Origin of the sequence: Amycolatopsis sp. cmx-4-54 (genome assembly GCF_046548895.1) — a bacterium.
Lineage (GTDB): Bacteria > Actinomycetota > Actinomycetes > Mycobacteriales > Pseudonocardiaceae > Amycolatopsis.
In genome coordinates, this window is sequence record NZ_JAEBEJ010000012.1 from 85,932 (window position 1) to 98,984 (window position 13,053).

Genomic DNA, 13,053 nt, shown 5'->3' on the forward strand with positions numbered 1-13,053 from the left:
GGGGACGACGATGGCTCTCCAGAACTATCCGATGCGTGCTTGGGCCGCCGGACCGCCGCCGGTCACCGCGTTCGACATGGAACAGCTGAGTGCAGCGATCCGCGACCTCGACAATCGGGCCGCGAGCCTTGAAGCCGGGGCCAGCCGGCGCGTCGCGTCGGCGGCGTCCGCTGCCACCGGTTCAAACATGTCGTTTGGGACCAGCGAAGCTGTAGGCGCGTGGTTGCAGCCCAACCTATCGGCGGGGCGCCGCTACCGGACCCGCATGACGTTCGTTGCCAACGCCACCACGGCGGGTACGAACGGCTTTTTCCGCCTGGAGCAGACGGTCGGTACGACCGTCGGCACCGGCGGCACCTTGATCCCGGGCGGCCAGGCCGCGCCGAACTTGTCACGCGGGGCCGCAGGAGATAACTCGCCGGTATCGATCGAGGGGGAGTTCGTGGCGTCCCAGTCAGGTGTCCACACGATCGCGTTCACGGGCCGTTCGGGCGCGGGCACTGTGAACGTCCCGGCGGACGCGGCCAACCATGCATGGTTGTTCACCGTGGACGACGTGACATGATCAATCGGAATCGAGCGGCATAGTCGCTACCAGGTGCGCAAGCAACCCGCGCCATGCCGATGCCGACATAGTGATCTCGCCGCCTTGGCGATCCTTCGTGTCCCGGACACGAACTGTGGAGTCGAGCCACACCTCGACGCAGTTGCCTTGTTCCCCGGTGTAGCTGGAGACGAACCACTCGCGCCGCTGTGGGCGCTGCTCGGTCATGCTGACTTCTCCCGCTGCTCGATTTCTTGCTTGATCAAGTCCAGTGACTCACCGACGGAGTAGGCGAGGCCGTCGAGGTCTGCTGCCAGCGACTTGTAGTCGTTGACGTCTTGCGGGTCATCGACGAACGAGCCGGTCCGGTGATGTTCGAGTGCAACGATCGACGGCAGGCCGCCCGTGAAGTCATACAGGGCGAATGAGCCGAGCAGGCCGCCGTGCCAGTCGCCGTCGACGGGAACAAGCCGGATCGTCACGTTCTCCCGCTCACCCATGCGTGCAAGGTGCCGCAGCTGCCCGAGCGCCACCTCAGGGCCGCCGATTCCGCCGTGAATCGCAGGGACACCAAGGAAGGCCGTGTATGACAGCGGGTCTTCACGGGTGATCGCGTGTTGCCTGCCGAGTCGCAGGGTGACGAGGTGCCCGACGGTGGCTGCGTCGATCGGCGCCTTGCTGATGATCGCTCGTGCGGTCTCGCGGGTGTGCAGCAGCCCGGGTGCGACGAGCGGCGACCACTCGACCATGGCCGAGGCATTGGCTTCCATCTCCATGGTGCCGGTGAGCTGATGCGATACGCCTGTAGGTCCGGGAGTGACCCATGTGCGGCCGCGGGTCTCGGTGCGCGCGAGGTCGAGGATTTCCTCGCGCTCCTGCCCGACGACGCCGATCACGGCGAGCAGGCCAGCGACTTGCTCGGCATCGGGGACCGTGGCGCCGGACGCCCAGCGGCTCACGGTGCTGTGGTTGACGCCGAGCCGTTCGGCTACGGCTCGGAGAGTCATTCGCGGGTCCTCGGCCTTGGCTCGGTCGAGCTTGGCGCGGAGAAGACCGGCGAGTGTCCGGGCCCGCGGGTCCGCGGCTACGTCGTTGGTGCGCACCATGCACCAACGACGTAGCCGCGTGGTCATGCGACGACGGTAGCACCGACACCCGATCGGGCCATTGTGCCGCTGGTGCGTAACGGTGCACGCTAACGTGCACCACATGCACCACGCACCAATGGGAGGCGGCTATGAGCTACTTGGCGTGGCTATTGCCGCTGATAGTACTCGGTGCGGCACTCCCATTCGCTCACCGCCTGGTGCGTCCATGCACCAGAAAGCACCCGCCGCAGGCCGAGCAGGCGCGCTCTCGCCCTCCCGTGCCGGGGCCGCGCATGAGCCCGGTCACGCTGCTGACCGACCTCGAAGACGGCTGGCTACACGCGTTCATCCTCGCCGAGTACCGCGACGGCACGCTCGACCACCTCGCGCCGATCTGCGACAAGAAACGTCGCCGCCGCGCCAACCTCTCGCGCTCCGAAACCCGTTCGTTCCTGTGCACCAAGTGCGCCTATGGCCTCTCCACGGGGGAAACATGATCGACACCGAGACCAGGATCAAGCTGCAAAGCGCCCGAAGCGTCATGGCGGCCGCGTCGAACGACGTCTTCCGAGTCACGCACGGCAGTCTTTCCGACGCCGACGCCGCGGAGGCCGTTCGCGAAATCGGGATGTCGCTCCACGACACCGGCCAGGGCCTCATGGACGAGGCCGACCGCATCGCCCCTCGGGACCTGTCATGACCGCCATTCTCGTCGTCGACCTGGACAGCGTGTTTTTCGAGATCAACGGCGAGACCCACCGCGCCCGCCTCGACCGTGTCCCGGCCAACGGCCAGCAGGTGCAGACGCTGTGCGGCGCCGTCGAGAAAGTCGCCTACCAGGAGCCCGTACGGCAGGTCGTTGGCCAACCGATCCCGTGGTGCCGTCGATGCAGGCACCTGCACGAGGTGGACGTCGCGGCCGGTGGACCGCGACCGGCGCCCCCGAGATATCCGCCGACGCCTCATCCCCGACAGGTGATTCGCCGACAGCTCGAAGCCGGTTAGCCGTCGTGACGTCCAGCTATGAGCAGTTCCTCGCCGATGTCGAGGCAGGGAAGGTCTACGTCGGCGGGGTCGGGGTGGGCTCCGATGGCTGGTGGGTGCGCACCATCGGCGGTTCTCCGGAGCTTGACGCGGAATACCTGGAGCACCTTCGCACGGCGTACCTCTCCGGCCGGATCGTGATCAAGGGCCCAAGGCTCAAGCTCAACCGCCCGAAGGACTCGCCCGACGCCGGCGAACCTCCCCCATGAGCTCCCGGTCGGCGCGCCCGCCCCTCGCCCGCGCGTCGACCGGGGTTCCAGACCACCGCGCACGGGACGCGGTGAGGGCCCGCCCTAGTGCGCGGCCCAGATGAAAGCGAGGACCCCGGCGCGATCCCAGCGTGCCGGGGCCCTCGCGTTTCGCCCAACAACCAGGGAACCAAAATGCCCAACGACGACGACCCCGCAACGCTGGCAGAGGCGTACAAGGCGGGTGCCAAGCTCGAAGAACTCGCCGCCAAGACCGGCCGGAGCTACCGCTACGTGCGTGACAGCGTGCTCGCCGCCGGCGTCACGCTGCGTCCACCGAAGATCCTGATCCCGGAATGCCCACCGGGCATGGTCAACCTGTACGAACAGGGCGCCTCCATCCGACAGATCGGCGCCAAGTACGGGCACAGCTACTGCCAGACCCGCCGCATGCTGCTCCATGCCGGGGTAACGCTGCGAGGCCGGGGCAGGGTCCCCTACGAGATCGGACGCCAGCGGTGACCGACGACCTCGGCGTGACGCTGAAGCGGGAGTACGAGGACGGCGCCACCGTTCGCGACCTCATGGCGAAACATCACTTGACCCGCCACCGCGTGCAGACGCTCCTACTGGAGGCAGGTACCACGCTCCGGAACGTCGGTCCGGCAAAGGCGGCGGCGACACCGAAGATGGTAGCCGCATACGAGAACGGGGCAACTATCGTCGAGGTGGGGAAGCCATACGGGCTGTCGTATGGCGTGACGCGCCGACTGCTGCTGGAGGCGGGGGTCGAGCTCCGCGGGCGCGGTGGACGACCGGCCGGAACCCGAATCACGCGCGATGACCGAACATCTAACACCTAAGGTTATTTGCTGGCAAAAAGGGAGCGGCGGCCATCAGGACCGGGCAATATGGACTGTTCACTCCGGACAGTCGGGGCCCGGTTGGAAGCGCTTTCAGGCAACACACGGTGCGCGCGCCTACCCCGAGCGCGCACGCGCCGACCGCACCACGCTCGGGAGTAGGGGCCGGGGATGAACGATGCACCCGACCAGCGTCCTGCTTGCTCGACCTGCCACGGCCAAAGGAAGATCTGGGTTTCCCGCCGCAACGCGTCCGGCCAAGTGACCCGCCGCTCCGAAATTTGCCCGCGATGCGACGGTTCAGGCGTCGAGCCGCCGCCGGAGTAGACCGCCCCCTAACCGCCCGATGCTGCCTTCCTCTTCCTTGCGCGCGCGGCGACGCTCTTTTGAGCGAGCTCACCGAAGTACGCTTTCCTGGCGCTCTCGGCGGCCATGGCGCGGGCTCGCGGCGGCATGACGCCGTCCGGGTCGACCTCGTGTTCGAACCGCGCCTCGGCGGCCGTTCGAGCGGGCGCGGTGCGCCGCGACCGGTCGGGGGTTCTCGCCCACGACCGGTGCGCGGCGGCTCGGGTCTGGGTGGTCTTTTGCTCCGGGGTCATGCAGCAGAGGTCACAGGCCCGGTGTCACGCGCACAGCGCTTAGACGCGGTCCCCTCGCGCCAGTTCCTTCGACTTCCGGCGGGCACGAGCGTCCGCCATACTCGACCCGTACCGCTTGACCATCTTCGAACCCGGCGACCATCCTCCGAGCCGTTCGACAACCTGCTCGGCCGCGTTGTTATCCAGGAGATCGTGCGCCCACGTGTGCCTGAATTGGTGCGGCCATCGGTGCCCGAGGCCAGCCTCGACACACCGGCGGGAAATCATCTCTCCGATGCCGCCCCCAGTCAGCCGAGAAGCACCCGTCGCGTGAGGCCGGATGGACAGGAACAGCGGTCGCGAGGTCGCGGCCGGCCGTTTGGCGCGTGCACGGAGGTACTTCCGCAACGCCAGGGCAGTACTTGCGGAGATGGGGACGATTCGCGTCTTCCGGCCTTTGCCTGTGACAGTGATCTCCTGACGTTCGAGGTCGACGTCGTTTAGGTCAATGTCGACGACCTCGCCGCGCCGTGCACCCGTGTCAAGCAGTAACCGGATGATCGCGGTGTCGCGAAGGCTGATGAAGTCGCGCCCGGCAGCAGTCTTGAGCAAGGCGCGTAGTTCTTCGTCGGGGATGACGGGGACGGGCTTTTCGTTCGGGACAGGGAGAGAAATCTTCGCGAAAGGGTTGACAACAATAGGGCTGTCGTGCTCGTCGACGATGTAGTCAAACCAGAAGCGGATAGAGAGAAGCCGAACCCGTCGGGTGGCTGGCGCGAACTTGCGCTCATTGATCAAGTAGGCGAGCCACTCGTCGCCGTGCTTGCGCTTGACCGTCTCCAGCTCCGTGACGTCGGGGTGCGCTTCACCCAACCAGCGGAGGAACTGGTCAACGCCTCGAAGGTAGAGCTCCACGGTCTCGCCGGAGACGGCGCCCCCGCTTAGTGCTGTAGCCCACTCGTCGCGCCATTCGGTCAGTTCATTGGACACGGTAGTTTCCTCCAGAAGGAACGCTGTACGGAACATCGAGCCCTCAGGAGATCGCGCACGTGTCACCCGAAACCGCAGGTCGGAGCATGTATCTGCACCTGACCGGCGAACGAACGGTCCCGGGTGTGAGCGAGGAGAACTACTGGTACCGCCGCCACGAGGCCGCGTATCACAAGCTCCTGCCCCTGTGCGAAGGCAAGACCGTCCTGGAGGCCGGGTGTGGCGAGGGCTACGGCGCCGGGCTCATCGCCACGGTCGCGGAGCGGGTGCTCGCGCTCGACTACGACGTCCCCACCACCGAACACGTCGCCCGCCGCTACCCCGGCATCGGCGTTGCCAGGGCGAATCTGGTGTTCCTGCCGCTGCGGGACGCCTCGGTCGACGTCGTCGCCAACTTCCAGGTGATCGAGCACCTCTGGGACCAGGGCGCCTTCCTCGCCGAATGCCGCCGCGTGCTTTCCCCCGGCGGACGGCTGATCGTCACCACGCCCAACCGGCTGACCTTCACCCCGGACAGCGACACCCCGCTCAACCCGTTCCACACCAGGGAACTCGCACCGTCCGAATTGGACGAACTGTTGCGCGAGGCCGGTTTCGAGGTCGAGACGCTGCACGGTCTCCACCACGGCGAGGGTGTCGCGAAGCTCGACGCCAAGTACGGCGGCTCGATCATCGACGCGCAGCTCGACGTCGTCATGGGGCAGCTGCCGGGGCAGGCGACCTGGCCGGCGGAACTGCTCGCCGATGTCGAAGCCATCCAGGCCGCGGATTTCGCCGTCCACGGTGAGAACCTCGACGCCAGCCTCGACCTGGTGGCCGTGGCGGTGCGGCGGTGTGGCGATGAGTGAGTACGAGGGCACGTTCTGCCTCGTCGTGCACAGCCATCTGCCGTGGCTGCCGCACCACGGATCCTGGCCGGTCGGCGAAGAATGGCTCTACCAGGCGTGGGCGCATTCCTACCTGCCGATGGTCGACCTCCTGCGCCGCTTCGCCGACGAGGGCCGCGAAGACGTCCTCACCCTCGGCATGACCCCGATCCTCGCCGCCCAGCTCGACGACCCGTACTGCATCGACGCCTTCCACGACTGGCTCGGGCATTGGCAGCTGCGCGCCTGGCACGCGTCCACGCTCTGGCGCGGCGACCCGCTGCTGCGCGACCTCGCGGCGAGCGAGTACCGGACGGCACTGAAAGCATCGGAAGAACTCGAAACACGCTGGCGTCACGGTTTCTCGCCGATCCTCCGGTCCTTTGTGGACAACGGGACGATCGAACTGCTCGGCGGCCCGCTGGCACATCCGTTCCAGCCGCTGCTCGACCCGGCGGTCCGCGAATTCATGCTGCGCGGCGGGCTGGCCGACACCGCGTTGCGGATCGGACGACGTCCCGAAGGCATTTGGGCGCCGGAATGCGGCTACGCGCCCGGAATGGAAGCCGGGTACGCCGCCGCGGGTGTCCAGCGGTTCATGGTCGACGGTCCCTCCCTGCACGGCGACACGTCGGCGGCACGGACCGTCGGCGATTCCGACGTCGTCTGCTTCGGCCGCGACCTCGAAGTCACGTACCGCGTCTGGTCGCCGAAGGCCGGCTACCCCGGCCACGCCGCGTACCGCGATTTCCACACCTGGGCGCACGAAGTCGGCCTCAAACCGTCGCGGGTGACCGGCAAGGCCGTCGAGCCGCCGGACAAGGCGCCGTACGACCCGGCGATGGCGACGGCCACCCTCGGCGGCCACGTCCAGGACTTCGTCGACACCGTCGTCGCCCGCCTGCGCTCGCTCAAGGCCGAGCACGGTCGCGAATCGCTCGTCGTCGCCGCATACGACACGGAACTGTTCGGGCACTGGTGGCACGAGGGCCCGGCCTGGCTCGAAGGTGTCCTGCGCGCCCTGCCCGAGGCGGGTGTCCGCGTCACCACGCTCAAGGGCGCGCTCGAAGCGGGTCACCTCGGCGGGAAGGTCGACCTCCCGGCGTCGTCGTGGGGCTCGGGCAAGGACTGGCGGGTCTGGGACGGCGAGCAGGTCGCCGACATGGTGCGGGACAACACCGCGCTGCAGCACCGGATGCTCGACCTGGTCACCGGGATGGACACCACCACGCGTGACGCCGTCCGCGATCAAGCCGTCGCCGAGGCGATGCTGGCGCTTTCGAGCGACTGGGCGTTCATGGTCACCAAGGATTCCGCCGCCGACTACGCGCGGCGGCGGGCGAAGGTGCACACCGACCGGTTCGACACGCTCGCCGGACTGCTCCGCGAGGGAGCGCTCGACCGCGCGCGGGAGACCGCGGCCGCGTTCCGGCGCGACGACGGCCCCTTCGGCCACGTCGACGCGCGTGACCTGCTGAGGAAATGACGAAAGGGCAATCATGGGCATCCACGACATCCCGCTGAAGACGCTCGCGGGCGAGGACACGACGCTCGGCGCGCTCGAGGGCAAGACGCTGCTGGTGGTGAACGTGGCGTCGAAATGCGGGCTGACGCCGCAGTACACCGGGCTGGAGAAGCTGCAGGAACGGTACGCGGACAAGGGTTTCTCCGTCGTCGGGTTCCCGTGCAACCAGTTCGCCGGGCAGGAGCCGGGCACCGCCGAGGAGTCCAGACCTTCTGCTCGACGACGTACGGCGTTTCGTTCCCGCTGTTCGAAAAGCTGGACGTGAACGGCGAAACCCGGCACCCGCTCTATGCCGAACTGACCAAGGCGGCCGACGCGGAAGGCGCCGCCGGCGACGTGCAGTGGAATTTCGAGAAGTTCCTCGTCGCCCCCTCCGGTGAAGTGGTGGGTCGATTCCGCCCGCGCACCGAACCCGAGGACGAAGTGATCACCAAGGCGATCGACGCCGCGATCGGCTGATTACCCACCGCTCACGCGATGGCCGGTCGCTCGATCACAAACCCTCAGCCGGACTGACCCGCCTCGATGACCGCGCGGTTGCGGGTGGCGACGGTCGAGGCACTTCCGCGCGCAACTGCCGTCCCGCCTCTCCCGCGACGCGTGCCACTTCCGGGCCATCGGGCTCGCTCACGATCAGCTCCACGCGAGCGCGGCCTGTGACCTTGGGCACAACCGTCACCCTTTCGAGGTCTGGCGTCACCTGGAGATCCTGGACTTGCTCGGACGGCACGGGCTCCAGCCAGAGGGTCTGCCAGATCCCCGACGTGGCGGTGTGGACGATCGTTCGCTGCTTGCCGACGGGATGGGTCGAAGCGTCGGTGCGGTCCGTCGCGCGGACGGTCAGTTCCTGCGATCCCGACGGGCGCAGCACCTCGGTGCTGTCCGCGCTGAAGGCCATGTACCCGCCTTCGTGGGCGGCCACCTTTTCGTTGTTCACCCAGACCTCTGCGGACTGGTCGACGGCGCCGAAGTGGAGCAGCACGCGGTGACCGTCCCAGCCTCGAAAACCTTGCGGCACCAGAGAGTTTCGTCGCGTCATCCGATCCCGGAGAGCGCCGACTCCGGCGGGAACGGCACCAGGATCCGCTCGCCGTAGCCGTGCCGGCCGGGCGCGCCGCTGCCCGCGTACTCCGAGACGCCGTCGAGGTTCAGCCAGCGTTCGCGGACCAGCCTCAGACGCGGGTACTCCGGTAGCGCGTTGCCGGGCCCGACCTGCGCGGACCACGGCGTCGAGAGCACCGGTTCGACGGGTTCGAAGGCCGGTCCGGCCGCGTTCACCGAGGACGTCATCGACCCGATGGTGGCAAAGATCGCCGTTCCTGTCGCTCTCGATCGGGTTCACCGGAAGGGGTGATCGCCCCGTCCCGGTGACGACCGACTCACGAGTAACCTCCACCCATGCGCGTGCTGATGTTGTCGTGGGAGTACCCACCCGTGGTCGTCGGCGGACTCGCACGGCACGTCCACGCCCTGGCCCGGTATCTCGCCCGGCAGGGGCACGACGTGGTCGTCCTGTGCCGTCACACGGCGGGCACCGATGCCGAGACCCACCCGAGGACCGATCGCGTGGTCGAGGGCGTCCGGATCATCCGGGTCGCCGAAGACCCGATGCACGTGACCTTCGAGCGGGACCTCGTCGCGTGGACGCTGGCCATGGGGCACGCGATGGTCCGCGCGGCCACCGACCTGCTGCGCAGCTGGCAGCCGGACGTGGTGCACGCGCACGACTGGCTGGTCACCCATCCCGCGATCGCGATCGCGGAGGCCGCGCGGGTGCCCTTGGTCGGCACAATTCACGCCACCGAGGCCGGGCGGCACTCCGGCTGGCTTTCGCATCCGCTGAACCAGCAGGTTCACTCCGTCGAATGGTGGCTCGCGAACCGCTCGGACGCGCTGATCACCTGTTCGCAGGCCATGCGCCGCGAGGTGGCGCATCTGTTCGAGGTCGATGGCGACGCGGTCACCGTCATCCACAACGGGATCGAGGAACGTACCTGGCAGGTGCCCGCGGAGGAGGTCGCGCACGCACGCGAGGTCTACAGCCCCTCCGGCGCGCCCCTGCTGCTCTACTTCGGACGGCTGGAATGGGAGAAGGGCGTGCAGGACCTGCTCGCCGCGCTCCCCCGGATCCGGCGCGCCAAACCGGGGACGCGGCTGGTCGTCGCCGGCAAGGGACGGCACCTGGAGGAACTGGTCGACCAGTCCCGCAAGCTGCGCGTCCGCCGCGCGGTGGACTTCGTCGGGCATCTGTCCGACCGCGAACTGCGCGCCGTCCTGGCCGCGGCCGACGCCGTCGTGCTGCCCAGCCGCTACGAGCCGTTCGGGATCGTCGCGCTGGAGGCGGCCGCCGCGAAGGCGCCGCTGGTGGCTTCGACCGCGGGCGGGCTCGGCGAGGTCGTCGTCGACGGCGAGACCGGCCTGGCGTTCAGTCCCGGCGACGTCGACGCCCTCGGGGACGCCGTCGAGGCGGTCCTGGACGACGAGGTCGCCGCCGCCCGCCGCGCGCTGACCGCGCAGTCACGGCTGGCGGCGGACTTCGACTGGGGCCGGATCGCCGAAGCGACCGTCGCGGTCTACCGGCGGGCTCGCGTCGGGGAGCCGGCGGAACTGGGGCGGCCGAAGATCGCGACCGGGAACGCCTTCGAGCCCTGATCCCGCCCGCATTCAGAGGACTAAATGCGGCAGGCGCGTGTTCCGAAAGTCTCGAGCGGCCGGTCGTCGCAAGACCTGCTGTATTCGACGCCCGATTTGGGTGTTTTGCGCATTGGTCGTGAACGATGAAGAGCGTTAGAACGACCATTACCACTCACGACCCCCGCGTAAAGCGCTCAAATCGGACACGCAGAGCGGTCCCGGTGTCCTTTATGGACAATTAGCGTCGTGCTCGGCTGTACGCGAAGGCCGCCTTCATGCACTTGGGGCCGAGCCGCCGCATTCAGGTGACCGTTCGTGGCGGTGGGGTCAGGGCGGAGGGAATCCGGGACGTCGGGGGACCCGGATCCCCTCCACGAGCGTCGCGGGTCGCGAGGGGCGCGACCCCCGGGGCTGCTTTAGGTGACGAAGTTCAGAAGTGACAGGGCCGCACGCAGTCCGGCTGCACCGAGACCCCGGCCGAAGCGGACACCGCCGGGGCGGCGAGGGCGACGGCGAGGACGGCGAAGGTCGCGGCCAAGAGGGTCCTCAACTGCTTCTTCATGGTTACTCCTCGGGGAAACGGGCGGAATTCCCACCCGGCGCCGAGCATCCGCGCGACCCGCCGCCGAAACAACAGGGGCTTCACTAGGTACCCCTACCTATTCGCGGTCAGTGACCGATTCGTCCGGTCCCGTGAGTGTGATCAGAGCCGTAACACCCGTGATCAGAGCCGTAACACGCGTGTTTCCCGCCGGATCATCGTGTTACGCCTCCAATCACGCGAGTTACGCCTCCGATCACGTGTGTTCGGCGAAGAAAGCCGCGGAGGCCCCGCCCACCGCGGTGTGAGGGTGGGCGGGGCCTCCGCGACGGGCGCACGCCCGACAGGCGCTACCGGAGGGGCGCGCGCGTGAAGCGGGTCCGGTGGCGGGGAGCCGCCGCCACCGGACCCGTTGGGCCACACCGTCCCAAACCGGTGTGGAACCCGGCCGCCCCGCGTCAGGTAGAGGCGGCCGGAGCCTGCGTCACCGCGCGGTCAGGTACCGCGCGTACGCGCCGGTGGTGAGGAAGCTCGGCAGCTTCTCGCCCAGCGCGGTCTCGGTGAAGATCTCGTAGGCGTCGCCGAGCCGGTTGCCCTCGCCCAGTTCGGCGCGCACCGACGCCAGCTCTTCGTCCAAATAGGACACGGTCAGCTCGCGGGTGAGCGCGGTGCCGTCTTCGAGCTTCGTGCCGTTGCGGATCCACTGCCACACCTGGCAGCGGGCGATCTCGGCGGTGGCGGCGTCCTCCATCAGGTTGTGGATCGCCGCCGCGCCCGTGCCGCGCAGCCACGCGTCGATGTAGCGCAGCGCGACGTTGATGTTGGCGCGGACACCCGCCTCGGTGACCTCGCCGCCCGCGCTGGCGACGTCGAGCAGGTCCTCGGCGGTGACGACGACGTCCTCACGCAGCTTGCCGAGCTGGTTGGGCCAGCCGCCGAGCACGTCGTCGAACACCTCGCGGCAGACCGGGACGAGGCCGGGGTGCGCGACCCAGGAGCCGTCGAAACCGTCGTTCGCCTCGCGTTCCTTGTCCTGACGGACCTTCTCGAGCGCGGTCGCGTTGATCTCCGGGTCCTTGCTCGGGATGAACGCGGCCATCCCGCCGATGGCGTGCGCCCCGCGCTTGTGGCAGGTGCGCACCAGCAGTTCGGTGTAGGCCCGCATGAACGGGACGGTCATCGTCACCTGCGCGCGGTCCGGCAGCACGAAGTCCGCGCCGCGCGAGGAGAAGTTCTTGATGACGCTGAAGATGTAGTCCCAGCGCCCGGCGTTCAGCCCGGAGACGTGCTCGCGCAGTTCGTAGAGGATCTCCTCCATCTCGAACGCGGCGGTGATCGTCTCGATCAGCACGGTGGCCCGGACGGAGCCGCGCGGGATGCCGAGTTCCCGTTGCGCCAGCAGGAAGACGTCGTTCCACAGCCGCGCTTCGAGGTGGTTCTCGAGCTTCGGCAGGTAGAAGTACGGGCCGCTGCCGCGGGCCAGCAGCTGGCGCGCGTTGTGGAAGAAGTAGAGACCGAAGTCGACCAGGCTCGCCGAGACCGGGCGGCCGTCGATGCGGATGTGCTTCTCGACCAGGTGCCAGCCGCGGGGGCGGGCGACGATCGTCGCGGGCTCGTCGCCGATCGTGTAGCGCTTGCCCGCCGACGTGCTCTTTCCCGCGGAGGCGGCATCAGACACGGCCTCGGTGGTGAAGTCGATGTTGCGGCGGATCGCGTCGAACAGGTTGATCTGGCCGTCGATGACGTTGTGCCAGGTCGGCGAGGTCGCGTCCTCGAAGTCGGCGAGCCAGACCTTCGCGCCGGAGTTCAGCGCGTTGACCGTCATCTTGCGGTCGGTCGGGCCGGTGATCTCGACGCGGCGGTCTTCGAGACCGGGCGCGGCCGGGGCGACCGACCAGCCGCTGTCGTCGCGGACGGCGCGTGTCTCGGGCAGGAAGCCCAGCGGCTTCTCGCCGGACTGCAACTTCTCGCGGCGCAGACGGCGGGCGTCGAGCAGCTCGCGACGGCGGCCGGCGAACGCGTTGTCCAGTTTGGCCACGAAGTCCAGTGCGGCCGGGGTGAGGATCTCGTCGAACCGGTCACCGGCAGGTCCGCAGACGTCGATCCGGTAGTTCAGCTTCTCAACCATGGTGTGCCTCCGCTGGGGCTTCGCGAGAGATAGAAGGGAAGGGCGGTGGCGGTCTCCCTGGGAG

Annotated in this window: 18 protein-coding genes and 1 pseudogene; 11 read left to right on the top strand and 8 right to left on the bottom strand. The window is 68.4% G+C overall.

All coding sequences use genetic code 11. From position 1 onward, the window contains the following. Nucleotides 1–10 precede the first annotated feature (10 nt). Complete coding sequence (locus ACLJQ7_RS33340; protein WP_410652129.1) at nucleotides 11–565, top strand: hypothetical protein; 555 nt, start codon at nucleotides 11–13, stop codon at nucleotides 563–565. Here ACLJQ7_RS33340 and ACLJQ7_RS33345 read toward each other — a convergent pair whose 3' ends face one another. Beyond that, nucleotides 566–772: a DUF397 domain-containing protein gene (locus ACLJQ7_RS33345; RefSeq protein WP_410652130.1), complete on the bottom strand. Its 207-nt coding sequence runs from the start codon at nucleotides 770–772 to the stop codon at nucleotides 566–568. It abuts the gene before it with no gap. Beyond that, nucleotides 769–1,677 (bottom strand): helix-turn-helix domain-containing protein, encoded by a 909-nt coding sequence (locus tag ACLJQ7_RS33350; protein ID WP_410652131.1) that lies wholly within the window; start codon nucleotides 1,675–1,677, stop codon nucleotides 769–771. Before ACLJQ7_RS33350 ends, ACLJQ7_RS33345 begins: the two co-directional genes overlap by 4 nt. 248 nt (nucleotides 1,678–1,925) lie before the next feature. Between ACLJQ7_RS33350 and ACLJQ7_RS33355 the strand changes: the two genes are divergently transcribed. The 6 genes from ACLJQ7_RS33355 (at nucleotide 1,926) to ACLJQ7_RS33380 (ending at nucleotide 3,727) form a co-directional block, all read left to right on the top strand. Then, nucleotides 1,926–2,129: a hypothetical protein gene (locus tag ACLJQ7_RS33355; protein ID WP_410652132.1), complete on the top strand. Its 204-nt coding sequence runs from the start codon at nucleotides 1,926–1,928 to the stop codon at nucleotides 2,127–2,129. Continuing rightward, nucleotides 2,126–2,332 carry a hypothetical protein gene (locus tag ACLJQ7_RS33360; protein WP_410652133.1) on the top strand — a complete coding sequence of 69 codons (207 nt, stop codon included), beginning with the start codon at nucleotides 2,126–2,128 and terminating at the stop codon, nucleotides 2,330–2,332. Before ACLJQ7_RS33355 ends, ACLJQ7_RS33360 begins: the two co-directional genes overlap by 4 nt. Then, nucleotides 2,329–2,637: a hypothetical protein gene (locus tag ACLJQ7_RS33365; RefSeq protein ID WP_410652134.1), complete on the top strand. Its 309-nt coding sequence runs from the start codon at nucleotides 2,329–2,331 to the stop codon at nucleotides 2,635–2,637. Before ACLJQ7_RS33360 ends, ACLJQ7_RS33365 begins: the two co-directional genes overlap by 4 nt. Before the next feature lie 5 nt (nucleotides 2,638–2,642). Further along, nucleotides 2,643–2,885 carry a hypothetical protein gene (locus ACLJQ7_RS33370; protein WP_410652135.1) on the top strand — a complete coding sequence of 81 codons (243 nt, stop codon included), beginning with the start codon at nucleotides 2,643–2,645 and terminating at the stop codon, nucleotides 2,883–2,885. A 174-nt stretch (nucleotides 2,886–3,059) separates the two neighbouring features. Then, nucleotides 3,060–3,386 (top strand): helix-turn-helix domain-containing protein, encoded by a 327-nt coding sequence (locus tag ACLJQ7_RS33375; protein ID WP_410652136.1) that lies wholly within the window; start codon nucleotides 3,060–3,062, stop codon nucleotides 3,384–3,386. After that, nucleotides 3,383–3,727, top strand: coding sequence for a helix-turn-helix domain-containing protein (locus tag ACLJQ7_RS33380; RefSeq protein ID WP_410652137.1), 345 nt, complete (start codon nucleotides 3,383–3,385; stop codon nucleotides 3,725–3,727). Before ACLJQ7_RS33375 ends, ACLJQ7_RS33380 begins: the two co-directional genes overlap by 4 nt. Before the next feature lie 335 nt (nucleotides 3,728–4,062). Here the strand turns inward: ACLJQ7_RS33380 and ACLJQ7_RS33385 are convergent, their stop codons facing one another. Further along, the gene (locus ACLJQ7_RS33385) at nucleotides 4,063–4,326 is read right to left on the bottom strand and encodes a hypothetical protein (RefSeq protein ID WP_410652138.1); all 264 of its coding nucleotides are present in this window, start codon (nucleotides 4,324–4,326) and stop codon (nucleotides 4,063–4,065) included. Between the two features lie 39 nt (nucleotides 4,327–4,365). Beyond that, entirely contained in the window at nucleotides 4,366–5,295 is a 930-nt protein-coding gene (locus ACLJQ7_RS33390) for a tyrosine-type recombinase/integrase (RefSeq protein WP_410652139.1), read from the bottom strand. Between the two features lie 86 nt (nucleotides 5,296–5,381). On the opposite strand from ACLJQ7_RS33390, the gene ACLJQ7_RS33395 reads away from it, so the two are divergent. The 3 genes and pseudogenes from ACLJQ7_RS33395 to ACLJQ7_RS33405 all read left to right on the top strand — a co-directional run bounded on the left by ACLJQ7_RS33395 (nucleotide 5,382) and on the right by ACLJQ7_RS33405 (nucleotide 8,145). Continuing rightward, on the top strand, nucleotides 5,382–6,143 hold the full coding sequence (locus tag ACLJQ7_RS33395) for a methyltransferase domain-containing protein (protein ID WP_410652140.1): 762 nt from the start codon (nucleotides 5,382–5,384) through the stop codon (nucleotides 6,141–6,143). Further along, nucleotides 6,136–7,647 (top strand): 1,4-alpha-glucan branching protein domain-containing protein, encoded by a 1,512-nt coding sequence (locus tag ACLJQ7_RS33400; RefSeq protein WP_410652141.1) that lies wholly within the window; start codon nucleotides 6,136–6,138, stop codon nucleotides 7,645–7,647. Before ACLJQ7_RS33395 ends, ACLJQ7_RS33400 begins: the two co-directional genes overlap by 8 nt. Nucleotides 7,648–7,660: 13 nt before the next feature. Further along, nucleotides 7,661–8,145, top strand: a pseudogene (locus ACLJQ7_RS33405) (glutathione peroxidase). A gap of 34 nt (nucleotides 8,146–8,179) precedes the next feature. Here ACLJQ7_RS33405 and ACLJQ7_RS33410 read toward each other — a convergent pair. Further along, nucleotides 8,180–8,668 (bottom strand): sugar-binding domain-containing protein, encoded by a 489-nt coding sequence (locus ACLJQ7_RS33410; RefSeq protein ID WP_410652142.1) that lies wholly within the window; start codon nucleotides 8,666–8,668, stop codon nucleotides 8,180–8,182. A gap of 53 nt (nucleotides 8,669–8,721) precedes the next feature. Further along, entirely contained in the window at nucleotides 8,722–8,976 is a 255-nt protein-coding gene (locus ACLJQ7_RS33415) for a hypothetical protein (protein WP_410652143.1), read from the bottom strand. 108 nt (nucleotides 8,977–9,084) lie between these two features. Between ACLJQ7_RS33415 and ACLJQ7_RS33420 the strand changes: the two genes are divergently transcribed. Beyond that, nucleotides 9,085–10,338: a glycosyltransferase family 4 protein gene (locus ACLJQ7_RS33420; protein WP_410652144.1), complete on the top strand. Its 1,254-nt coding sequence runs from the start codon at nucleotides 9,085–9,087 to the stop codon at nucleotides 10,336–10,338. Nucleotides 10,339–10,750: 412 nt separating this feature from the next. On the opposite strand, the gene ACLJQ7_RS33425 is transcribed toward ACLJQ7_RS33420, so the two are convergent. Then, entirely contained in the window at nucleotides 10,751–10,882 is a 132-nt protein-coding gene (locus ACLJQ7_RS33425) for a hypothetical protein (RefSeq protein ID WP_255431241.1), read from the bottom strand. Nucleotides 10,883–11,345: 463 nt separating this feature from the next. Beyond that, nucleotides 11,346–12,989: a malate synthase A gene (gene aceB, locus ACLJQ7_RS33430; protein WP_410652145.1), complete on the bottom strand. Its 1,644-nt coding sequence runs from the start codon at nucleotides 12,987–12,989 to the stop codon at nucleotides 11,346–11,348. Nucleotides 12,990–13,053 lie beyond the last annotated feature (64 nt).